The 24,420-nt window shown below is 34.9% G+C and carries 14 protein-coding genes; 12 read left to right on the top strand and 2 right to left on the bottom strand.

All coding sequences use genetic code 11. From position 1 onward, the window contains the following. Positions 1-12: 12 nt before the first annotated feature. The 3 genes from HNV08_RS11650 to HNV08_RS11640 all read left to right on the top strand — a co-directional run bounded on the left by HNV08_RS11650 (position 13) and on the right by HNV08_RS11640 (position 6,161). A complete protein-coding gene (locus tag HNV08_RS11650; protein WP_206677690.1) occupies positions 13-1,461 on the top strand; it encodes a sulfatase family protein in 1,449 nt (482 codons plus the stop codon). Positions 1,462-1,750: 289 nt separating this feature from the next. Further along, on the top strand, positions 1,751-4,519 hold the full coding sequence (locus HNV08_RS11645; protein ID WP_173281502.1) for a chitobiase/beta-hexosaminidase C-terminal domain-containing protein: 2,769 nt from the start codon (positions 1,751-1,753) through the stop codon (positions 4,517-4,519). Between the two features lie 55 nt (positions 4,520-4,574). Further along, on the top strand, positions 4,575-6,161 hold the full coding sequence (locus HNV08_RS11640; RefSeq protein WP_206677689.1) for a glycoside hydrolase family protein: 1,587 nt from the start codon (positions 4,575-4,577) through the stop codon (positions 6,159-6,161). A 152-nt stretch (positions 6,162-6,313) separates the two neighbouring features. On the opposite strand, the gene HNV08_RS11635 is transcribed toward HNV08_RS11640, so the two are convergent. Continuing rightward, positions 6,314-7,882 (bottom strand): sulfatase family protein, encoded by a 1,569-nt coding sequence (locus HNV08_RS11635; RefSeq protein WP_173281501.1) that lies wholly within the window; start codon positions 7,880-7,882, stop codon positions 6,314-6,316. Positions 7,883-8,261: 379 nt separating this feature from the next. Here HNV08_RS11635 and HNV08_RS11630 point away from each other — a divergent pair, with 379 nt between their 5' ends. From HNV08_RS11630 to HNV08_RS11590, 9 genes are all read left to right on the top strand, one after another. Further along, complete coding sequence (locus HNV08_RS11630; RefSeq protein ID WP_173281500.1) at positions 8,262-10,730, top strand: glycoside hydrolase family 95 protein; 2,469 nt, start codon at positions 8,262-8,264, stop codon at positions 10,728-10,730. Positions 10,731-10,825: 95 nt separating this feature from the next. Further along, a complete protein-coding gene (locus tag HNV08_RS11625; RefSeq protein ID WP_173281499.1) occupies positions 10,826-13,339 on the top strand; it encodes a right-handed parallel beta-helix repeat-containing protein in 2,514 nt (837 codons plus the stop codon). A 304-nt stretch (positions 13,340-13,643) separates the two neighbouring features. After that, positions 13,644-15,557 carry a glycoside hydrolase family 97 protein gene (locus tag HNV08_RS11620; protein ID WP_206677688.1) on the top strand — a complete coding sequence of 638 codons (1,914 nt, stop codon included), beginning with the start codon at positions 13,644-13,646 and terminating at the stop codon, positions 15,555-15,557. A gap of 84 nt (positions 15,558-15,641) precedes the next feature. Further along, positions 15,642-16,904 carry a DUF6786 family protein gene (locus tag HNV08_RS11615; RefSeq protein ID WP_206677687.1) on the top strand — a complete coding sequence of 421 codons (1,263 nt, stop codon included), beginning with the start codon at positions 15,642-15,644 and terminating at the stop codon, positions 16,902-16,904. A 10-nt stretch (positions 16,905-16,914) separates the two neighbouring features. Further along, positions 16,915-17,952 carry a family 43 glycosylhydrolase gene (locus HNV08_RS11610; protein ID WP_173281498.1) on the top strand — a complete coding sequence of 346 codons (1,038 nt, stop codon included), beginning with the start codon at positions 16,915-16,917 and terminating at the stop codon, positions 17,950-17,952. 146 nt (positions 17,953-18,098) lie between these two features. Continuing rightward, the gene (locus tag HNV08_RS11605; RefSeq protein WP_173281497.1) at positions 18,099-19,517 is read left to right on the top strand and encodes a sulfatase; all 1,419 of its coding nucleotides are present in this window, start codon (positions 18,099-18,101) and stop codon (positions 19,515-19,517) included. A gap of 15 nt (positions 19,518-19,532) precedes the next feature. After that, positions 19,533-20,672: an alpha/beta hydrolase gene (locus HNV08_RS11600; protein ID WP_206677686.1), complete on the top strand. Its 1,140-nt coding sequence runs from the start codon at positions 19,533-19,535 to the stop codon at positions 20,670-20,672. Between the two features lie 42 nt (positions 20,673-20,714). Continuing rightward, positions 20,715-22,217, top strand: a complete 1,503-nt coding sequence (locus tag HNV08_RS11595) for a sulfatase family protein (protein WP_173281496.1) — start codon at positions 20,715-20,717, stop codon at positions 22,215-22,217. A gap of 7 nt (positions 22,218-22,224) precedes the next feature. Further along, positions 22,225-23,088, top strand: a complete 864-nt coding sequence (locus tag HNV08_RS11590) for an alpha/beta hydrolase (protein ID WP_173281495.1) — start codon at positions 22,225-22,227, stop codon at positions 23,086-23,088. A 16-nt stretch (positions 23,089-23,104) separates the two neighbouring features. Here the strand turns inward: HNV08_RS11590 and HNV08_RS11585 are convergent, their stop codons facing one another. Beyond that, positions 23,105-24,256 carry an adenylyltransferase/cytidyltransferase family protein gene (locus tag HNV08_RS11585; RefSeq protein WP_173281494.1) on the bottom strand — a complete coding sequence of 384 codons (1,152 nt, stop codon included), beginning with the start codon at positions 24,254-24,256 and terminating at the stop codon, positions 23,105-23,107. Positions 24,257-24,420 lie beyond the last annotated feature (164 nt).

The following is a 24,420-nucleotide window of genomic DNA, read 5'->3' as shown; positions in this document are numbered from 1 at the left end:
ATAAATCAATCCATGAAAATTTTAGCCAAATTAAATAAAAGTATGCAGCCGTTTTATAAAATAAGTGTATTCCTAATTATGTGTTCTTTCTTAAGTATACATGCCCAAGAGCGCCCTAATATTGTTATTCTTTTTGCCGATGACTTGGGTTATGGCGATTTAAGCAGCTATGGTGCACAAGATGTAAATACACCACATATTGATCAATTAGCTGAGGAAGGTTTAAAATTTTCTGATTTTCAGGTGCCTTCATCCGTATGCAGTCCATCGAGAGCAGCTCTGCTTACGGGTAGATATCCAATGCGAAATGGGTTTCCTGTTGCGCGTCATACTGGCACCAAACACAGTGCTTATGGACTAGACGCTGAAGAAATCACTATAGCCTCTACACTTCAACAAACAGGGTATTCAACCATGTGTATTGGCAAATGGCATTTAGGATTTATGGAAGGCTCACATCCTATGGATCACGGGTTTGAAGAATTTTTTGGTCTACAATCTAATTGGAATAGCAAATCCGCTGCCTTAAAAAAACTATATAAAAACAGAACTGTTGTAAACGAAAAAGTAACCTACGAAACCCTTTTAGAAAGCTATACAGATGAAGCAATAGCGTTTGTGAAATCAAATAAAGAAAAACCATTCTTTTTATACTTAGCATACAACGCTGTACACTCTCCTATTTTACCGAGTAATGCTTTTAAAAAATCTTCAAAAGGAGGCCCTTATGGAGATTATGTACAAGAATTAGATCATTATGTTGGCAAATTCACCAACTTTCTTTCTGAGAATGGTTACGATGAAAATACAATTATCATATTTTTATCAGATAACGGACCAGCCATTTGTAATTTTGGAGGGTCTGCGGGACCTTTAAATGGTGGAAAATACACAACCATGGAAGGTGGTTTCCGTATTCCTGCCATTATTAAATACAAAGATAAATTTGCAACAGGTATCAATCATACCTCATTATCTTCAATGGACTTATATCCTACGATTGCAAACCTCGCAGGAGCAAAAGTTCCTTCAGATAGAGTTATTGATGGAAAAGATATTACGACTATCTTAGAAACAGGTAAAGGAAAAACCCCTCACGAATTTATCTATTATTACAACGGTATTAATTTACAAGCTGTTAGAAAAGGACCTTGGAAACTACATTTACCAAGAACGTTAGAAGACCAACCTTTTTGGTCTAAAAAACAAATGGGAAAACCATTTAATGGTAAAGCTTTAAAAACATTACCATGTAAAGGTATACAAACATTAAAGCAACCTATCTTAATTGATTTAGATCACGATATGGGAGAATTAAAAGATGTCTCTCGAAAAAACCCAAAAATTGTAGAAGAATTACTGAAAGAAGCAGAACGCGTAAGAAAAGAATTAGGAGATGTTAATAGTGTTGGAACAGACCAAAGATTACCTCCTTTTAAAGACATTCAAGTAAAGCAGTAAAACAGGTTGAACAAATAAAAAAATAAGATTCTATGTTACTTACAAAAAAAGTAAATCTAGTTATATGTATTTGTACCTATCTAGCTTTTGTAATGTCTTTTATTAAAGGCTATCCTAAAACTAATAAACCAAATCTTATTAGCATTTTAACTGACGATCAAGGATATAATGATCTTGGTTGTTTTCGCCTACGATATTAAATACATTACTAAAAAATAAGAATAAAATGAAAAAAGAAAATTCACTGATGACATCGCGATTGAGATTATTTCTGTCATGCATAATACTTTTGTTTTCTAGTTATGTTGGTTATTCCAAAGAGTTGTATGTTTCACCTAATGGTAATGATACAAATCCTGGAACAAAAGACTTGCCTTATGCCACTGTAGGAAGAGCTCTTTCTAATATAAAACACTTAATTGGTAAAGAACCTGTTACGATTTGGTTGAGCGAAGGAAATTATTACCTCTCAGAAACTTTATTGCTAAATGCCTCTTTTTCTGGAACCGCTGAAAATCCATTTACAATTTCATCTATACCTGGAGCACATGTTAAAATTAAAGGTTCTATTCTTTTACGTGATTTAAAATGGACGGAGTATAAGGATGGAATTTATGTAACCCAGGTCCCTCATGATCTTCAATTTGACCAGCTTTTTGTAAACGAAGAAAGACAGGTACGTGCACGATTCCCTAATTATGATTATCAAAACCCATTGCGAGATGGAAAGGGGTATCAACAAGTAACGGGAGGGACTAATAAAAGGTATGACTCATGGTTTAACTATAACCCTAAGTTATTTAGCAAAAAAGAATGGAAACATCCTGAAACCGGAATTGTACATGCGTTCCAAAGTCATAATTGGGGAAATATGCAATACCGAATAAAAGACAGAGATGATAAAAACAGTAAAATTATACTTGATGAAGGAGGATGGCAATTGCAACGAAGATTTGGTATTGGAGGGGAAGGTAAAAAATCGTCTTTGTTTTATATCGAAAATATCTTTGAAGAGTTGGACTCCCCAGGAGAATGGTTTCTTGATAAGGAAACTAGTCAGCTGTATTTTTATCCTAAGACAGAAATAGACTTTAACCTATCAACTTTTGAAGTCCCTATTCTAAAAGATTTAATACATCTAAAAGGAACATCAGAAAAACCAGTAAAGCACATTTCGATTAAAGGAATCAACTTCTCCCAATCAAGACTTACATTTATGGAGGATTATGAACCTGTTGCTCGAGGCGATTGGGCCATTCATAGAGGAGGCGCTATTTTTTTAGAAGGCGCTGAAAACTGCACCATTGAAAATAGCAACTTTGAATACTTGGGAGGTAATGGTGTGTTTATGAGTGCTTACAATCGAGACAATGCAATTAGAAATTGTCGGTTTGTACATATTGGAGAAAGTCCTGTTTGCTTTGTTGGCTTACCATCGTCAGTTCGTTTTTATCAGACTTGGGATGATCGTGAAATTGACGGTAAAGACTGGAACGACATGCGTAAAAATATGGATTTGAAACCTGGTCCAAAATCACCTGACTACCCTAAAAATTGTATTGTAGAAAACAGTATTATGCATGATTTTGGAGATTTTGGTAAACAAGTAGCAGGTGTATATATTTCCATGAGTCATAAAATAAGAGTTTCGCATAATACCATTTACAATTGTCCACGTGCAGGTATATGTATCAATGATGGTACTTGGGGAGGACACATTATTGAGTATTGTGATATATGGGAAACTGTGCGTGAAACTGGAGAACATGGTCCATTTAATTCATGGGGTCGTGAGCGACAATGGCTTGGTGGAGGAGGCACTTCAAAAGACTTCATAAATGCATATACAAAATTAGATGCAATTGATGTGACGATTCTGCGTAACAATCGGATTGCCAATTTTCGAAAATCTATTAGTGCAGGAAATTGGACTATAGATTTAGATGATGGTTCTTCTAACTACGAAATTTACAACAACCTCAACTTGGGTTCAACCATTAAGCTCCGTGATGGTATGTACAGAAAAGTTTATAATAATATTACCGTAAGTGCAGTACCATTGGGTTGGCATGTGTGGCCAAAACAATCATTTGATGAGGTTTATAAAAACATTTTTGTTGTTGCAGGGGCAATTCCTGGAAAAGGAGAGCCAACAGCAGAATTTGCTCGACCAATTCGTTTGCCAAGAGATTTCAAATGGAGTAACAATTATGACTATAATTTGTATTGGAATGTGAATTTCCAAGAGAACCCCAATATGATTAAAAAAAATGATATGAAAGCTTGGCAAGCAAAAGGTTATGATATAAATTCAAAAATTGCCAGACCTTTATTTAAAGACCCTGAAAATGGAGACTACAGCGTATTAGATAATTCCCCAGCACTCAAATTAGGTTTTGTCAATTTTTCGATGAATGAATTTGGGCACCAGATGACTCGTATTTTACCATTTGGTGGTGATTTTTCTGAAAAAGTTCAGGTCACTCTAATACCTGATGCTCGAATGAATGATGGTGGTAGTTTACATTACACTCTTGATGGTTTGGAACCAACAATAGATTCTCCTATTTACTCAGGCCCTATAATTTTAACTAAATCATCAACTATTAAAGCACGCTCCTTTGATAGTAAAGGCAATCCTATCGATTATACGCAGAAAGCCGTGTTCAAAGAGGTCGAAAATGTATTATATCCAAGTTGGTATCAAACTTTACTCGATGGAAAGTACAGCATGGGCCAAAGCAAAACTGATAAAAAGGCTGCCACTGAAGAAATTCTTGGTGCCGTAATGGTTGATATTGCTGATGACCCTGATTTAATTGATGCCTCAGGAGGTTATAATTTTGGCTGTTTTATTAAATCTATTGATAAAAAAAAGGGGAAGGTTTTCCTGAAAGCAGGTTTAGCAGAAGAATGGACTATACAAGCTGTAAATAAAGAAAAGATACTAAATATCTCAGATTTCAAAAAACACTTGAATATTCATAGTGGTAAAAATATAAGCATAACTGCGGTTAGAAATTATCAAACGAAAACGTTCAAATTGAAGTTACCTTGAGTATGGAACGATAGGATTTAAAAAGTAGAAAATGGCAAATAAAACACACTAAATAATGAAAAAACCACTATACATATTAACCGCATTGGCTATAGGCTTTATAAGCAGTGTATGTGCTCAAAAAAAACAGTCTATTACTGAATCAAGTAGTTGGACTATTGAGTCTCAGCACGACTGGCAAGTAAATATAGAGAGCCAAACCGATATAAATATGAGCAATGGTAGAATAGAACCAATCAGTACGAATGCTACTTTTAAAAGTATTATAAAACGGTTTCCCGATAAGCGTTCAGCAAAGTTCATCACCTTTTCTCAATCTCCAGAATGGTTAAATTGGGAGCCAGTTTCTAAATCAGGACCAGCAACTTTAAGAGGTGCTCCTGTCGCACTGCAGTTAGGAGATGGAAATTATTGGATGTTTGGACGACATATTGACAAAAATAAGCATGAGCATTTTAAAAGTAAGGATACAATACTAAAAGGTTATGACATGGTGTTAAAAACAACACCTTTCAAAAACCAATTTGATGCTCCAGGAGGATTAATACCAAGTAGAGGAGGATATCATGCTTGGCAAAGTACTGATATGAAAAATTGGGTACATCATGGTGCTGTATCAGAATCTAATTCACGTTGGGTGACCACAGCAGAATATGTTGATGGAAAGTTGTATTTGTATTACGATTTCCCAAATGATCAAGATCCACATTTATATATAGATGAAGACTTAACGGATGGTATTCCTGGAAAAAATATGGGATTGGTTTTTAAAGATCCATCAGATGGTTCAGATTGCGCTGTCATTCGAGATTTAGAGGGGAAATTTCATATAATAGGTGAAGATTGGTCGCCGATAGATGCTTCTACACATTCTTGGGATTCCCCTTTAGCAATTCACGCTGTGAGTGCTGATGGTTTTAATGATTTTAAAATTTTAAATCCTCCTGTAGATGAACGTACAAAATCAACTGGTAATTTTGGCGAATATGCTCACCCTCACTGGCATAATGAAGCTCCAGATAAATATCCTGGAAAAATAGCTAAGGTCGATGTAAAACAACATAAAATAAAAGCGGGTCAAACGGTTGCATTTGCGAAGTATGAAATTCATGAACCCGATCAAAGTGCTTACGGAGATTGGGCTTCTATTTCTATTGGTGGGCAATACTATTTATTTGGCGATTATGATCAAGCGGGAAAACATGGGAAGAAGAATATGAGTGTGGCTTGGTTTACTTCTAATAATATTAATGAAAAGTTTACTTTTTGTGGTAACATTGGTCAAGGACATCCTGACCCTGACATTATGTTTGCTGAAAATCAGTTTTATCTATTAACGCAAACAAATTTCGATTACACGAGTCCTGGCCCATGGGTTGAAACAGTAGAAGTGCGCTTGGGAGTAGACACAAACAACGATGGTGTAATTAACCAATGGAGTGATTGGCAAATAGTCAAAGAAGAATATGATTACATAAAAGGCTTTGCAAAGCAAATTGGAAAAGTACCAGCACAGCTAGATCTGTCAGGTCTTCCTAAAGGATATGGTTTTCAGTTTGAAGTTAAAATTAAAGATACTACTGATAATGAGTCAAAACCCATTTTGGATATAGTGGAGGTCACGTTTGCAAATCGTATCTAATAAGAAACTGGATTTTTAATCCTATTAAACCCTTAAAAGGGTCTGCGCATTAAGTACAATTCAATACAGACGTACTTTAAAATACATTTGTAAGACTTCTAATTCCTTAAAAACCTTACAGATGTATCTTCGGTACAAGACTAATATTAATGCTAATGTTTATATGCTTCTAACGCAGCTTTCATTTCTTTGACCACTTCAGGGAATTCATCATAAACATTTATAGTTTGATATTTATCATCTTCTAAATTATACAGCTGTGCTTTAGGAGCATCTTCTTTTATTTGTCCATTTTCTAAATCGCTATTCACTCCACCAACTAACGCAACTGCTGCAGGACCACCCCAAGCATGCTGCTTAGGCTTATGACCTGTAAATCCACCACTACCTTGAGCAGGAATATACATCCACTTTCCTTTTCTTAAAGACAAATGTCTCTCTCTTCTTGGAGCTAATAATAACTCTTTTCTAATATTCTCTTTAGGATCTCCCACTAAAGCTGGCAACACATTTACACTATCTGAATTCTCTAAATTATGCTGAGACTGACCTGTTAACACCATAAAAGTTGCCAACATATCTACATTACAAATTAACTGATCTGACAAAGTTCCCGGCGCAATTTTCCCTGGCCATTTTGCAATAAAAGGCACACGATGGCCACCTTCCCAGACTCCAAACTTAAAACCTAACAAATTACCATTAATTTTATGTCCTGCCTTTACGGCATTACGTCCTCCTAAGTTCATCATAGCACCATTATCACTTGTAAAAATCACTAAAGTGTTTTCAGTTACCCCTTGTTTTTCTAGAGCAGACAACACTTCCCCTACCATCCAATCCAATTCTTGTACAAAATCTCCATAAAGGTCTGCATCACTTTTTCCTTGAAAATTCTTTCCAGGTGTAAATGGATGATGTATGTGCGTCGTTGCCAAATATAAAAAGAAAGGGGCTTGATTTTTCGCTTCTGTTTTTTCCGTAATCCAATCAACCGCTTTTCCAGCCAATACAGTGCCTACAGTATAATCGTTATACAATTGATGAGCTGCTGTTGCTCCGCTAAACATATTTGGACTCCTTACGGAAGCTTCTTCAGGAATTGGAGTAATTGGTGTCACCAACTCTTTTTTTCCCCTACCAACATAAACTAAAGGATCATTAGGGTCTGTTCCTACCACATGATCATTTTCTACATACACATAGGGAGGTGCACTATTTACAACAGGCACACCATAGTAATAATCAAATCCTAAATCATTAGGACCTGGACTTAAAGCGTTGTCCCATTTATTTTTTTCTTTTCCAAAACCTAAATGCCATTTTCCTATAACCGCAGTGGCATAACCACTATTTTTAAAGACATCACCAATGGTTAATTGTTCTGGATTTATTAATAATTCAGACGTTACCGGTGCAGGTCCCCAAATACCTTTACCAGCATTCCCTCTTATGGGATATTGACCTGTTATTAAAGCATAACGAGATGGTGTACATACTGCAGAAGCCGAATGGGCATCGGTAAACATTTTCCCTTCACTGGCTAGTTTATCTATATGAGGAGTATGGATTTTTGTAGCACCGTAGCAGCTCAAATCGCCATAGCCAAGATCATCGGCATTTATAACTATAACATTGGGTTTATCATCCGACTGTTGAGCGAATACAAATGCATTAATTCCCAATACAATAGCTGAAATTATTAATTTTAAATCTTTCATTTTAATAATATTTGACGAAAGGTATCCTTTAAGAACAGATTACACTTTCTCATTTCAATCATATGCTTGCTGATTTTAAAAAGACACCTAACAGATCTGGTTTTACAATTATCATTAAACATAAATCAGACTAACATTTGAAAAACATCACGATCAAAAAAAAGAATGGATTAGGTCATACAAATCTCAAAAAAAGATTCGAGTTTAATATGTATATCCCACAAAACAGCAATATTTCACAAACTAAGCAAACATATGATTGAAATGAGAAGTTAAACTTTAATCCTATAGTTTAGTTTTGACAGTATCATAGTAATACATCTTTCTTTAAATATATTGAATGAATGAGCATTCGATTATTTCATGTTAACTCAATAAAATGATGACCTTAAAAAAAATTGTTCTTTTTTCCTTTTTGGCTTTAATCATCAATACGATTAAAGCTCAAGATAAACTCTTTTATAAAACCCCTGCCAAAAGCGATCTCATCAGAAAAGGAACACGCGAAAGTGGTTTTTTACAAACTGCCCTACCGATTGGAAACGGTAGATTAGGAGCGATGTTTTCTGGTGGCATAGACCATGAATTATTCGTAATAAATGAAATTACATTATGGGCAAAATCTACGAGAGGTTTAGATGAAGTGGCACAATCTGGAACTAGAATTGACGGCGGAAAACATCTAGAAAAAGTTAGAGAGGCCTATAGAACAGGAAAATATGGCAATCAAGAAGGCAGTATGGAAGCTATGGGCACTAAGTATTTAACGAGTCCATTAAAATTAGGCAACTACACTAGCTTTACAAATGTAAATATCAAAACAGGACATAAACCAGAGGAAATTGAAAATTATCAAAGAGAGCTCAATCTCAAAGAAGCCATTGCCCGCGTAAGCTACACTATAGAAAATACCAAATACACCAGAACGTATTTTTGTAGCCATCCAAATGATGTTATTGTAATGAAATACACCGCTGAAAACGGGATGTTAGATTTAAACATAAACACCACAACAGCTCACAAGGTTAAAAAACTAAATGTCGCTAATAATAAAATTGATCTTATAGGTGAAGTTTCACTTGCCAACGGCGAAAGTTATTTTTCTCAAACCATTTATGTCGATGCTGGTAAAGGAAAGGTTGAAAATAGAAATAACGCCCTCCACATTTCTAATACTAATGTGGCGTATATTTATTTAACGGGTTATACAGACTACCTACCGTCCTACCCTAACTTTAAAGGACGAGATCATGTTGCAGATACCAAAAACACTATGGATAAAGCGGTTTCCGATGGGTATTTAAAAGTAAAACAAGATCATATTAATGATTACAGTCATTTAGAACAAGCATGTCAACTAGATTTACAGCCACAACTATCTGGTCTGCCTACAGATGAATTACTAGCCAAGGGCGGAAGCATAGAGTTAGAGAATTTATATTTTAATTACGCCAGATATTTACAAACGGCATGTTCTCGTACAGCTCCAGTACCTTCTAACTTACAAGGACTTTGGAACCCTTACATTAGACCGATATGGAATAGCGATTATCATTTAGATATTAATTTAGCGATGAACTACTGGATGGTAGAAACAGCCAATCTTCCCGGTTCTTTTTCCCCTTACCTTAGTTTATCAAAAATTATAGCAGAATCCGGACAACATACAGCTAAAGAAACATATGGCATAAATAAAGGATGGAGTGTGAGTCATATTACAAATGCCTATGGAATTACAGCACCAATGGATCATGGCAGAAGAATACAACAATCTGGCGCGTGGCTTACTCAAAACCTTTTTGAGCATTATGCATTTAATCAAGACATTGAGTACCTTAAAGAAATATATCCTATTCTAAAAGGGGCTGCCGAATTTTATACAGAATTTCTCGCTCCTTGGAAAGATGGAACTTTGGTGGTCTACCCTACTTGGTCACCTGAAAATGGTTACTTAAAAAAAATAGGAGGTAAAAATAATAAGCAAGCCTATGGTGCTTCATGGGATCAACAATTAATACTCAACCTTTTTACAGATTGTATTGAAGCTGCTGAAAAATTAGGTATTGATAAAAAATTCAGAAAGCAATTAAAGGAACTGATTCCGAAACTCTCACCTCAAAAAATAGGGCAATACGGTCAGCTACAAGAATGGCCAGAAGATTGGGACCACCCCAAAAACAAACACAGACATATTTCTCATTTAATAGCCTTGCATCCTGGTCGTGATTTTTCACCCATAACGACTAAAGAAATTACCAAAGCAGCTTTGGTCACTATGGATCATAGAGGTGACGAATCTACTGGCTGGAGCACAGGTTGGAAAACTTGTTTTTGGGCCAGATTACACAATGGAGATAAATCACACCAATTTTATGAGTACTTAACGTCGCAACGTGCCTATAACAACTTGTTTGATTTTCATCCTCCATTCCAAATCGATGGCAACTTTGGTGGTGCTGCAGGAGTTTGTGAAATGTTATTACAAAGTCATTTAAGAAGTGTAAACAATAAAGCCACAACGATAGAAGAGGCTGCTTATGTTGCGTATAAAGTTGATTCTAAAAATTCAAATCACTTCCTTCCTGTTGTACCCTCTAAAGATTTGACAACAGCACCCTACATTCTTCATTTATTACCGGCATTACCTTCTGCCTGGCCTCAGGGTAAAGTTGAAGGTCTTAGAGCCAGAGGTGGACTCGTTGTAGATCTAGAATGGCAAAATATGCAACTTGTAACCGCAAGTGTTACTGCAAATACAGACAGTTCTTTCAGAATTTATGATGGTCACCAACTCAGTGCTGTAATTCATTTAAAAAAAGGGGAAGTATTGAATTGGCCAAATCAATAATTATTTTCAATACAAACAAGAATTATAGAATAGTAAGTTAAACGTATGATATGATCTTTAAACTAACTAAAAATTTACTTGCAATACTGTTGTGTATGAACTCGGTGTACGCAATTGATATTCATGTAGCTGTCCATGGGTCTGACACAAACAAAGGAACAGAAGCACAACCAGTACGTACTATTCAAACTGCTATAGATAAATTAAAAGCTAGTGGCCGTATTGGTAAAGAACCTTGCTCTATTATTATTCATCAAGGTACTTACAGATTAACGACTCCTTTAAACATTTCTATAGACGATAGTGGTAGTGAAGCGTTTCCAGTGATTTACCGTGCTGCTAAGAACGAAAAAGTAACCATTACTGGAGCACAACTTATAACTTCAAAATGGGAAATATATAAAGACGGTATCTACCGAACGCAGGTTAAAAACCTAAACGCCATAGATCAATTATTTGTAAATGAAGAAAGACAGCACATGGCTAGATACCCAAATTTTAACGCAGGATTTGTAACCAACAATAATTCTTTTGAAGGTAAAAAAGCAGGAACAGTTCCTTTTACAGGCTGTGCGCCTGATGCTTGGAGTCAAGAAAAAGCAAGAGAATGGAAAAACCCAGAAGGAGCCATTCTAAACGGAATGCATAGAGGACTTTGGGGAAGTCAACATTATTTCGTTTCTGGAAAAGATAAAGATGGTAAACTTATCTATAAAGGTGGTTGGCAAAATAATCGATTTGCACCACCTCACAAAGAATATCGCATGATAGAGAATGTTTTTGAGGAATTAGATGCTGCCGGAGAATGGTATCACAATACAAAAGAGGGTTGGTTGTATTATATGCCAGAGAAAGGAGTGCAATTAAATCATGTAAAAGTGGAAGCCGTACTACAATTAAAACATCTAATTCAGGTTTATGGTAACTACAAACAACCTGTACAAGAAATGGCTATTCTTAAAAGTGGTAATGGACTTAAAGAAACTATTGTTAAAAATTACGAGACCGTTAAACCTGTTAAAAACATCCAATTTAGAGATCTTTATTTTACGGGTACAGACCGTACTTTAATTGAAACTATGGAACCATTATTACGAAGTGATTGGTGTGTGTACCGTGGAGGAGCTATCCATATTCGTGGCGCGGAAAATATTGTCATTCAAAATTGTTCCTTTCAAAAATTAGGAGGTAATGCTGTTTTTATAGATAGTTACAACCGAAACATTACCATCAAAGAAAATTTATTTTTAGACAATGGTTCTACAGATGTCAACTTTGTAGGTTCATTTGCAGCTGTACGTAATCCTTTATTTAATTTTAACCACCTTTCTATTCCTGTAGATAAAATAGATACTATTATAGGTCCAAAATCAATGGACTATCCAGCAGATTGTCTTGTAGAAGGAAATTTAATGATGCGTTGTGGTCGTTTTGAAAAACAAGCTTCAGGAATTAACATTTCTATGTCTTCTAGAATTACGCTTAGACATAACACCATTAGTCATACACCAAGAGCAGCAATTAATATTTGTGATGGAACTTGGGGTGGACATTTGATTGAATATAATGATTGTTTTGAAACCGTATTAGAAACACACGATCATGGTGCGTTTAACTCTTGGGGTAGAGATCGTTATTGGTATCGTAGTAGTCCCTCTGGACCTAACTTAAGAGATGATAACGGAAAAGCTCTTATTAGTCATCAATTAGACAAATACCCTAACCTACCGTTATGGGATGCTTACCAAACAACCACCCTCAGAAACAACAGAATGCAATGTGATCATGGCTGGGATATTGATCTAGATGATGGTTCTACTAACTACGAAATATACAACAATCTATGTTTATCAGGAGGCATCAAGACTAGAGAAGGATACCACAGAATTGTTACCAACAATGTTATACTTTCAAAAGGATATACTTGTAATGTACCTTACCCAAAACCAACCTATGATGTTTTTGAAAGAAATATTCTATGGGGAAGTACAGTGTATAAAGCTAGTAACCCAACGCTTTGGGGAGGTAGTAGAAATTACAATTTTGTTCACAACCCTAATGCTATAAACACTGAGCCTGCCTATGGTGCACAAACACAAACAAAAGACGATGCCGAAAGCTTGTATGGAAATGTATACTTTAAAGCCCCTGAATCAGCAGACTTTTCTGTTTTAAAAAAATCAGATGCACTAAAATTAGGCTTTAGAAACTTCGACATGACTAATTTTGGAATTACTTCAAATAAATTAAAAAAATTAGCACTGAAGCCATCCATTCGCCTTCCAGAAAAACAAAGTCCTAATGCTTTTGTGAATACAAAATTTCAAAAAATAATGGGTGGAAAAGTTAAAACCTTAAAAACTGAAGCAGAATTAACGGCAACAGGAATGTTTCGAAAATTCGGTGCTTTACTTATATCAGTACCCAATGGTAGTGGTTTGGCTAAAATAGGATTTAAAGTAGATGATGTCGTATTACAAATTGATGATAAAGACATTACTAGTGAACATGTCTTTCTTAGACGTATACACGCCATGAGTAAAGGTAAACATGTTATTAAGGTTTGGAGGGAACAAAAAGAAGAAGTATTTTATTATTTCAAAAACTAATTCGCTAAAAAAATATACAAACAGACTCTATTAAATTAGATATTGACAAGCGATATTTTAGGTAAAGAAAGCTATTTCTATGTATCCCTAATCGTTCCGTCTTCAAAGTTTATTTGTGAATCAAGACTACTTATGCCATAATGCGTAGTGGCATTCCATGTTAATATTATTAGTTCATAATTAAAAACCCTAAATAACCATAGTCTTAGCAAAGGAATGGTTGAAATGAGAAAGCCATTACCATTGTGTTCAGTTAATTTTGAAATGGTATCAACTCGTACTATTATATATAACAATGAACCAAATGGTGAAATTAGCAATGATAAAATCTACACTTTTAATCTTTATCTTTTTTACGGTTAGTATCAATGCTTCAGCCCAAAAAAATTCAAATTATACGGTAAGTTCACCCAACGGAAACATTTCTGTAGAATTATTACATAGAAATAGCACCATATTATATACACTTTTAAAAGAAGGTAACCCCCTTGTAAATCCTTCTAAACTATCAATTTTACCACATCAAAAGACTGAAATAACGGGTTCTACTATAAACTCAAAAAATGAAACTTGGCAACCTGTTTGGGGTCAGTTTAGTAACATTCGTAATCATTATAACGAACTTGTTCTTAATCTAAATATTGAAGGCATATCTGCAAAATTATATGTTCGTGTCTTTGATAATGGTATCGGACTTAGATACGAAATAAAGGATTATACCCCTGGAGAAGCAGCCATTTTCTCTTGTGAATATAAATTGAACGAATCCAATTTGTTTTACAGTGCAAACGGAGAAAGTGAACCTTATGGTCCTTTATCTTCTAGTGAAATAGTAAACTCTAAAAAAGACCTTAAATTATTAGTACCTGTTGTTGTAGAACAACCTGAAAACATCTTTTTATCCTTTTTAGAATCCGATTTATATGTAGCACCAGAGTTTGGAGTCATAAATTTTGAATATAATACAGAAGAAAAAACACTAACAGCTATAAATAAAACTCAACTAACAGGAAACCATACCAGCACGCCTTGGAGAGTTATTTTAATCAATAATAAAATTGGCGATTTATTAACCAATACAGTCCCTCTTAATTTAGCCACACCGTCACAATTAAAAGATGATTCTTGGGTACAACCAGGTAAATCACTATGGGATTGGAGAGTCCATGGTTATAAAACAGAAGATGGCTTTGTTTATGGAACAAATACAGAGAGCTACATTCGGTTTATTGATTTTGCTGCTGACAAAGGCATTGAATACTTCTTAATAGATGCTAGTTGGAGAACAAAAGTTAGCACTGGACACTTTGAAGTTTCTGAAGATTTGGATATGGAAAAAGTGTCGTCTTATGCCAAAGAAAACGGTGTAAAAATAATGTTGTACTACGATAGGCGTAAAGGAAATTTTGGTGATGAAAAATTATTCCCTTACTACGAATCTATGGGAATGAGTGGCATTAAGTATGGTTTTATGAAAGATAATGTACCTTTTTCTAAAGAAGCCATCCAAAGAAGTGCCGAAAGTCATTTGTTAATAAACTTTCATGATAACCCAGTGCCATTTACAGGCATAGAAAGAACATTTCCAAATGCCATTACAAAAGAATATTGCCATGCTCAACAAGATGCCAGGAAAGCATTTACCCCAGAAGCTTTTATAAAGATGGCTTTAATTAATGCCATTCAAGGACCTTTAGATATGACCAATGGCAATTTTGACATTACAGGTATTAATAGCGGTTCTAGACTCAAAGGACCAAGAAAGCCTAATACATATTTCTCAACAGTAACTTCAGAAGTTGCAAGAACATTAATTATTTATAGTGGTTTTGTGTGTATACCAGATGCCCCTGAAGCTTATAATAAAAAAGCAGATTTATTTGAGTTTATCCAAAATATGCCAGTGGGACAATGGGATGAAAGTATCGTTTTAGACAGTAAAATGAATACATATATTTCTACAGCAAGAAGACATGGCGAATCATGGTTTATTGGCTCAGTTACCAATACAGAGGCAAGAACTTTAGATATAAAATTAGATTTTCTAAAAAAAGATAAAACCTATCTCATCACCTACTATGAAGATACCTCAGAAACGCATGGAATGAAAAACCCAGAGGCTTACCAAATAAGAACAGAAAAAATTAATTATGGAAAACATGTTAAAGCTATAATGGCACCTGGTGGAGGTCATTGCATGTGGATTAGACCCGAATAAACAGTACAATATGCTAATAACACATTATAATTAGTAGATGTACTAGATAACTTTAAATCATAAATGAAAGTAAAACAAACACAAATGAAGTTTTTAGTCATTCCCCTTATTAGTTTAGGGATACTAACAACCAGTTGTAAACATAATATGGACAAAAAAGAAGTAAATAGCATTGAGAAAACATTAGAAACGTCCCCTTTTCATACCTATGGAGAAGACCTTTCTTTTCTAAAAAAACATACCGAAATTATAGAACTAAGTGATGCTACAGGCAATAGTAAAGTTGCTATTTCCCCTGCCTTACAAGGTAGAGTAATGACAACCAGTTCAAAAGGTGAAAAAGGAAGAAGCTACGGTTGGATAAATCGAGAACTATTTAGTGCTAAAGACACCCTAGAACATATCAATGTTTACGGAGGCGAAGAACGCTTTTGGTTAGGACCCGAAGGTGGTCAATATTCCATATTCTTTAAAAAAGGAACTGACTTTACTTTAGAGAATTGGTACACCCCAAAACTCATCGATTTAGAATCATTTGATGTAGAGGCATCCTCAAATCATAAAGTAACCTTCTCTAAAAAAGCTACCTTAACTAATTATTCGGGTTTTAAATTTGATTTCAACATAGAGCGCGAAATTAAAATATTAGAAACACCACATGTTTTAAAAGAATTTGGTTTAGACGCCATGCCAGGCATTAATGTTGTAGCATACGAAACTATTAATTCATTAACCAACATTGGAGATGCCGATTGGGTAAAAGAAACAGGATTATTATCTATTTGGTTATTGGGAATGTTTAATCCTTCACCAGACACCACTATTGTTATTCCGTATAACTCTGGTGAAGAGGCAACTTTAGGTGTCCCTGTAAACGACGACTATTTTGGAAAAGTGCCAACTGAACGTTTAATAATTAAAGACGATGTAATATACTTTAGTGGTGATGGCAAATTCAGAAGTAAAATTGGCTTATCACCAAAACGCGCTAAAAATGTTTTAGGGTCGTACGATGCCTCAAGTCAAACATTGACAATATTAAAATACAATCAACCTAATGCTATTTTAGATTACGTAAATTCTAAATGGGAGTTTCAAAAAGAACCATATTTAGGTGATGTTGTAAATTCTTATAACGATGGCGAACCCGCTCCAGGAGAAAAACCATTAGGTCCCTTTTATGAGCTAGAAACATCGTCTCCAGCTTTAAATTTAAAAGTAGGTGAACGAGGTACTCATATTCAAATGACCTGTCATTTTGAAGGTACACTAACAGAACTATCTAAAATTTCAAAAAAGGTTTTAGGTGTTTCAATCTCTGAAATAGAAACTGCTTTTAAAAATTAAAAATATTTAGATGAATAAAATAAAACTAAGTTTAGGGCTATTAATTACTGTGTCTACTTTTCTAATTTCGTGGAAATCAATTCAAAATACTAAAGTTATAGGCACCTCTAAAGTCGTAACAGAACAAGATAATAATCCCGATTGGAAAACAGTAAAATTCAAGTACGAAGAAGTTAAGGGTATCGGTAAAGATGTAACGTACAATAGACGTGACAATAGCGATATCATAAAGGTAGATGACACATATTATGTGTGGTACACACGTATGGATAGTCCGCAAACATCTGGTTATTGGGGAACCATTTGGTATGCCACCTCAAAAGATGAAGGATATACATGGACCGAACAAGGAGAAGCACTTGGCTTAGGACAAGAAGGGGAATTTGATAATCATTCTGTATTTACCCCAAATATCTTAGTATATAAAGGCAAATATTATCTGTATTATACAGGTGTAAAACCTACTTCAGGAATCCAAGGAGATATATTTGAAGCCAATAGAACCACAGATATTACAGCAATAGGATTGGCGGTTTCGGACAGTCCTGATGGTCCTTTTATTAGAGTAGCCAATAATCCTGTACTTAAAATTAGTGATATAGCTTCAGATTTTGATAGCTTTAGAATAGATGACACCAGCATGGCAATAATAGATGATAAAATCGCTTTGTATTACAAAGGTAGAGCACTAAAAACATCTCCAAAGCAGACTAAAATGAATGTCGCGTTTGCTAAACATCCTGAAGGCCCATTTAAAAAAAATGATGGCTTCGCATTAGAAGGAAGTCACGAAGTTTTAATTTGGAAAGAAAAAGGTGGTATTGCTACATTAGCGTCCCTTAATGAGTCCATAAATTTTGCACCAGATGGTATTCACTTTTCAACCTTGGTAAGTGATTTAGAAAACACACCAATGGCACCAGGTTTATATCGACCGCATTTAGAAAACGGCAATCCAAACACTAAAATTCCAGGTTGGGGAATTAATATGATTAGAGCAAAAAAAGGACTTACCTATTTACAGCGTTTTGAAATGATTATAGATTAATAAGTATAACTCTATTTTAATTATAAAATTTGTAATCCTCTTTGTAAAAGCCATGATAATAAAACCAATACGCCATTGAACAAATTGAGATTTACAAACCTTAATTTAATTTCATAAACTAATCCACAGCATTCCGTTAATGTATTATGATTAAATATACTCTACATATCAAAATTTTAATTCTTGCATCGCTATTTCTATCGTGTAACTCCACAAGTACGATAAATACAAGCCATGCTATTCAAGACATAGAGGCCAAAACCAAACCGAATATTGTCTTTATAGTTGTGGATGATTTAGGGTATTCGGACGTAGAATATATAAATCTAAAAAAAGGCCTAAAAACACCTCATATTAATCAATTGACCCAAAATGGAATGGTCTTTACAGATGCTTATGCTGCGGCTCCTGTTTGTTCCCCAACTAGAGCAAGTATAATGACTGGGAAATCTCCGGCAGCTGTTAAGGTTACCTGTCATATTCCAGGTATAGGTATGGAAACATATGCAAAAAAACAAAATCACAATAAAGATTTAAAGGAGGCCTTTTTCTTAGATCATTTACCTTCAACCGAGCTTACCATCGGTGAAGCATTAAAAGAACAAGGCTACACCACAGGCTATATTGGTAAGTGGCATTTAGCTGGAGGTGGATCAAGGGCTTCAACAAACGGAGTTGTCAATGCGGCCTATCATCCAGATCAATACGGTTTTGATGTAAATATCGCAGGCTGTGCTTATGGGCAACCTGCAAGTTATTTTTCCCCATATAAAAACGGAACTATAGCTGATGGACCTAAAGGAGAATATTTAACCGACAGATTGGGTGATGAAGCTGTGAAGTTTATAGAGCAAAACAAAGACACGCCTTTTTTCTTGAATTTGGCGACATACACCGTTCACAAACCTTTGGTAGCTCCTAAAGAAACCGTTGAAAAATATAACGGCAATAAGTATTTTGCCATGATTGAAAAATTAGATAAGAATGTCGGAAAAGTAATGACAAAATTAGAATCACTCAATTTGTTAGAAAATACAATCGTGGTGTTTTATTCAGATAACGGAGGTCTTTTTGGAAACGCACCCTTAAAAGGCATAAAGGGGACTTTAAATGAAGGCGGAATACGAGTGCCATTAGTTGTAAATTGGAAAGGAAAGGTAAAATCAGGAAGTGTTTGCAACACACCAGTTACAAGTGTTGATTTTTTTCCAACATTTATTGAGTTAGCAGGAGAAAATACAAGTCGATATTCAGAACTAGAGGGCGAAAGTATATGGCCTTTACTACAAGGAAAACAAGACGTGTCGGAAAGAGCACTTTATTGGCACTTTCCGCATTACAGACGAGAAGGCCTTTCTATGGGTGCAGCCATCCGTAAAGGAAAATGGAAATATATTATTGGTTTTGATACACAAAAAGCATTTTTATATAACCTAGAGGAGGATTTGTCCGAAACGCATAATTTAATTGATACGCACCCTGACAAAGCTGAGGATTTAGCGAATGATTTAAAGAAGTGGCAAAAATCCGTTGCTGCTGAGATGCCTATAGAACGTACCCAATAGCTAATACAAATAAACATGATGCATTACATTAAAACATTACCTTTTTTATTTACTATATTATTTTTCTTAAATGGAATTTCGCAGAATATTTCTAATGACGATGTATCCAATGGTGCCTATAGAACCGCATTTATAAATAAAAAATGGAAGGAATTAGACACCAATAAGGATGGTAAATTCATTGAAAATGAGAATAAAAGACGCTGGAAACATGCAAAAATATTAGATACCAATAACGATAATGTAGTCTCTTATGAGGAATATAAAACCAATGTTGTAATCCCCTATTTAAAAACAGAAGGCAAACGAAAATTAAACATTTTATATAAAACAACTAAAGAAGACAGTTTATATCTCGACATTTATTATCCAAAAACACGCAAAGAAAATCAAAAACTACCTGTAGTAATTTACACACACGGAGGTGGTTGGGCTGCTGGCAGTAGACACGGAGCTGCCAATGCCTCATTTAGAATTGTCCATAACGCTCTATTAGAAAAAGGATTTTGCATAGTATCCGTAAGTTATAGGTTATGGCGTAAAAACGGCACCACCGCAATGCGCGATTGTATTATAGATAGTAAAGACGCTTTGCGTTACTTGTCTAAAAACAGTGAAGACCTAGGCATAGATAAAAACCGCTTTTTTAGTTTTGGAGATTCGGCCGGAGGACAAATAGCTCAAATGCTCTTATTAAGTGCACCTGAAACATTAGAAGGAGATTCTAAATTAAAAGGAAACGATTATAAAATGGTAGCGGGAGTTTCTTGGTATGGCCCTTGTGATTTTGAAAAAACAAGTTTATTCAATCATGATGATCGCAAAAACTTTAAAGACCGTTTTGGTCCTAGAATTTTATTACCAAATACGAAGAAGAAAGACCAATTAGCCTTGTACAGGGAAATGAGCCCTATCAATTACTTAACTAAAAACAGTGCGCCTTTATTACTCATCCAGGGAGATAAAGACACTACAATCCCTGTAAAACATGCGTACTATATGGCAGAAAAAGCCAATAAAATTGGTGCTCCAGTTACCACACTAATTGTTAAAAATGCAGGTCATAATTGGAGAAAAGTCGATAATCCTATAGATCCAACTAGGGAAGAAATCATCAATCAGACCGTCAATTATTTAGCATCTCATTTAGAATAAAATAAGGCTAAAAATCAACAACAGTGGTAATAACTTCATAATATGAATTCATTTAAAATTAATACGGCCTACCTAATCTTAATACTTTTAAGCCTCTTTACTTGGTCTTCTAGCGCTCAAAAACAATCCACAAAACCTAATATAGTTTTTATTATCTGTGATGATTTAGGTTATGGTGATGTGCAAAGTTTAGCACCTGAAACCAGTAAAATAAAAACACCTCATATCGATCAACTAACTAAAGAAGGCATGACATTTACCGATGCCCATTCTGGCTCTGCAGTATGCACTCCAACACGTTATGGCATAATGACTGGTCGTTATAGTTGGCGTTCAAAACTACAAAGTGGAGTTGTTCAAGGTTTTGCCCCTAACCTAATTACAGAAGACCGTCCAACAATAGCAAATTTCCTTAAAAACCAAGGCTATCATACAGCTATTATAGGAAAATGGCACCTTAACTTTCAGTATCTAGATTCTATTTCAAATACACCTATTGCAAAAAAATCTAAAAAATACTTACCACCTATTGGCTCTACCATACCTGATGGTCCTATACATCGTGGGTTTGATTATTTTCATGGATTTCATCATGCTAGAGACATGAAAGCCGTGATTGTAAACGATAAAGTTATGCTCTACGATGATGAAATTAATATGCTACCAAGATTAACACGAGAATCTGTTAAATATATTACAGATCAGGCTAAAAATAAAGATGGAAAACCATTTTTCTTATATGTGCCTCTAGGGTCACCACATACACCAATTGTACCTTCAAAAGAATGGCAAGGTAAAAGTGGTCTCGGTAAATATGCCGATTTTGTTATGCAAACAGATGCTACTGTCGGCGCCATAACAGACGCTCTAAAAGCCAACGGCTTATCAGAAAATACATTGGTTATATTTACCAGTGATAACGGTACATCTAAAGCGGCAAACATACCCGATTTAGAAAAAAAAGGTCATATCGTAAGCGCAGGATATCGCGGTTCAAAATCCGATTTATGGGACGGAGGGCATCGTGTGCCTTTTATTGTAAAATGGCCTAATGAGGTCAAACCGAATTCTACCAGTGATGCTTTAATTTGTTTAACGGATATTTATGCTACATTCTCTGAAATAACAAATGTGGCGGTTCCTAGTAAAAGTGGAGAAGACAGCGTGAGTATTTTACCGGCTTTATATGGTGAAGACATCAATAGCACAAGAGCTGGCGTTATCCATCATTCTATTAGTGGTCATTTTGCGTATCGTTTAGGAAAATGGAAATTGCTACTCGCAAAAGGTTCTGGTGGTTGGTCATCACCAAGAGAAAAACAAGCATTAGACATGCCTATTGCACAGTTATACGATATGGAAAATGATCCTGCAGAAACAGAAAATTTGTATGAAAAACGTCCTGAAATTGCAGCACAACTTTTAAAGCAATTAGAGTTAGATATAAAAACAGGAAGAAGTACCAAGGGCGAATTTTCTAAAAATGATGTAAATAAAATCGTTTTATGGAAATCTAGCACCAAAAAGAATAAAGCCAATCACTAAAAACACTATGAAACCAACAAAAATACAACTCATATCAGTATTAATTTTGTTATTTGGTACGGCAAATGCACAAACCAATTTTGAACCAGATTCCACCTTAATTTACAAAACAACGGTACAAGGGGACTTAAAAATGAAGGTATTTAAACCTTCTAGTCATTTCATTACGGACCATCGTCCTGCAATTATTTTCTTTTTTGGTGGTGGTTGGTCAGGTGGCAACACCAAACAATTTTATCAACAAGCACGTGTATTTGCAGATAGTGGTTATGTGGCTATTTCAGCAGAATATCGTGTTCGTGGTAAACACAAAACTTCGCCTTTTGAATGTGTTACAGATGGTAAATCCGCCATACGTTATTTAAGAACACATGCCGACAATTTAGGAATTGATCCTAATAAAATAATAGCTTCTGGTGCCTCTGCAGGTGGACATGTTGCTGCATGCACTGGTATAATTAACAATTTTGAAGAAGCAGATGAAAATTTAAAAATTAGTTCTATACCCAATGCATTAATTCTATTTAATCCTGTTACGGATACAACAGAAAAAGGATATGGTATGGATAAAGTGGGCGAAAATAGAAAAACAGAAATTTCCCCAAACCATCATGTAGTAAAAGGTATACCACCAACACTTATATTTCATGGAACAGCAGACACAACCGTTCCTTTTGAAAATGTAGAACGCTTTACCAAATTAATGACAGAAGCAGGCAACATATGCCAATTAGTACCTTTTGATGGAAAAAGACATGGTTTTTTTAATGGGTCTTATTTTCGCAAACGAGGAAACGATAAAATCTTTAACCGAACTATGAATTTATCTTTTGAGTTTCTTGAAAAATTAAATTTTCAGACTATAGACTAAACGGTATTATAAAAAGTTATAAAATTTCTTTTCTTCGAATTTTAATGCGCATTGTACCTTCAATTGGTGCTTCAGAAACTAAAATTAAGTAACCTCCACCACCTGCTCCAGCTAATTTCCACGCTAAGGCTTTATCTTTGTATTTTGCAATCTCAGTATTAATTTTTGGGTTGACCATCGCTGGAAACATTTTAACCTGTGCATTGAAAGAATTTAAAATCCCTTCAGCAAATTTTTTAATATCTTTTTGTAAAACGGCTTCCCATACGGCGTCTGCAGCATCTGTGAGTGATTTTACATTAGCTTCATTAATATAAGTTTCTTCCAGAAGATCTAATCCTTCATCTCTTGGCCAAAGTAAGACCATGTGTAGATGATCTTCTAACCACGAAAGGACTGATTCCGAATGAATAGACTCAAATTTCGTTGGCCAATAACCATTATCATAATAGTGCCTAACGAGTCCAGGCATGCATATACCTATTGCATCTTGCGCACCAGAAATCAGTGTTGAACCTGGTGTGTTTTCAAATTTAAATAGTATTTCTGCTAATTTTTCAGGTTTATCAAATGGCAAATAATGTGGCCATATTTTTTTTGCTGCATTTCTAGTGGAAGTAGACATCCCACAACGTTCATTATACTCTATAATAGGTTCTAAAGATAAGGTTATTGCCCATCCTGGTAAGAACTTAGAAACATAAGGTTGATCTATCCATGTACCAGCTAAATCTATTCTGTACGGCAGCGAACAATTACCAGACGTTCTAATAGCCGTTGTAGATCGTGGAGGTAAATCAGCATCTGGTACACGCCTTAAAATTTTTAATTCAATACCTAAAGAATTACAATATTCTTCTTTCATAGACGAATATCCATCTTCATTAACAACAAATACATCTGGACTTAATTTCTTAAGTTCTTCTTTAAAATCTAAAATACCAGACCCACGATTAACAAATACCTCTTTAACATATTTAATTGAGTTAATCATATAAAGTCTTTCTTGTTCTGAAGTAATAGTTTTACGACCTTTTAAATTCTCAATAGTAGCATCAGAACCGATACCAACGTAAAGTTCACCATACGTTGCCGCTTCTTTAAAGAAAGCCACGTGCCCACTATGAAGCATGTCAAAACACCCTGAAACAAATACCTTTTTACTCATTCTTAGTTATAATTATTAGTTACAAATTGGAGCATAGAAGCTCAACTCTAAAGCTTAAACCCGTTCAAATTTCATACATTTTTTGCAAAAAAAAGAGTAAACACTAAAAAACATATGAGTTTCATTAAGAGATGATTTTCAAATCATTTACTAAAAAAACTCAA

Source organism: Winogradskyella eckloniae, from assembly GCF_013249045.1.
GTDB classification, from domain to species: Bacteria; Bacteroidota; Bacteroidia; order Flavobacteriales; family Flavobacteriaceae; genus Winogradskyella; species Winogradskyella eckloniae.
This window is presented reverse-complemented; position numbering and strand designations above follow the sequence as displayed.

What these genes read in the sequence shown, in the direction of transcription:
- HNV08_RS11590 (WP_173281495.1), top strand. Translation starts at nt 22,225, where the DNA reads ATGAAACCAACAAAAATACAACTCATATCAGTATTAATTTTGTTATTT.
- HNV08_RS11630 (WP_173281500.1), top strand. Translation starts at nt 8,262, where the DNA reads ATGATGACCTTAAAAAAAATTGTTCTTTTTTCCTTTTTGGCTTTAATC.
- HNV08_RS11625 (WP_173281499.1), top strand. Translation starts at nt 10,826, where the DNA reads ATGAACTCGGTGTACGCAATTGATATTCATGTAGCTGTCCATGGGTCT.
- HNV08_RS11620 (WP_206677688.1), top strand. Translation starts at nt 13,644, where the DNA reads ATGGTGAAATTAGCAATGATAAAATCTACACTTTTAATCTTTATCTTT.
- HNV08_RS11640 (WP_206677689.1), top strand. Translation starts at nt 4,575, where the DNA reads ATGAAAAAACCACTATACATATTAACCGCATTGGCTATAGGCTTTATA.
- HNV08_RS11615 (WP_206677687.1), top strand. Translation starts at nt 15,642, where the DNA reads ATGAAGTTTTTAGTCATTCCCCTTATTAGTTTAGGGATACTAACAACC.
- HNV08_RS11635 (WP_173281501.1), bottom strand. Translation starts at nt 7,882, where the DNA reads ATGAAAGATTTAAAATTAATAATTTCAGCTATTGTATTGGGAATTAAT.
- HNV08_RS11595 (WP_173281496.1), top strand. Translation starts at nt 20,715, where the DNA reads ATGAATTCATTTAAAATTAATACGGCCTACCTAATCTTAATACTTTTA.
- HNV08_RS11605 (WP_173281497.1), top strand. Translation starts at nt 18,099, where the DNA reads ATGATTAAATATACTCTACATATCAAAATTTTAATTCTTGCATCGCTA.
- HNV08_RS11650 (WP_206677690.1), top strand. Translation starts at nt 13, where the DNA reads ATGAAAATTTTAGCCAAATTAAATAAAAGTATGCAGCCGTTTTATAAA.
- HNV08_RS11585 (WP_173281494.1), bottom strand. Translation starts at nt 24,256, where the DNA reads ATGAGTAAAAAGGTATTTGTTTCAGGGTGTTTTGACATGCTTCATAGT.
- HNV08_RS11610 (WP_173281498.1), top strand. Translation starts at nt 16,915, where the DNA reads ATGAATAAAATAAAACTAAGTTTAGGGCTATTAATTACTGTGTCTACT.
- HNV08_RS11600 (WP_206677686.1), top strand. Translation starts at nt 19,533, where the DNA reads ATGATGCATTACATTAAAACATTACCTTTTTTATTTACTATATTATTT.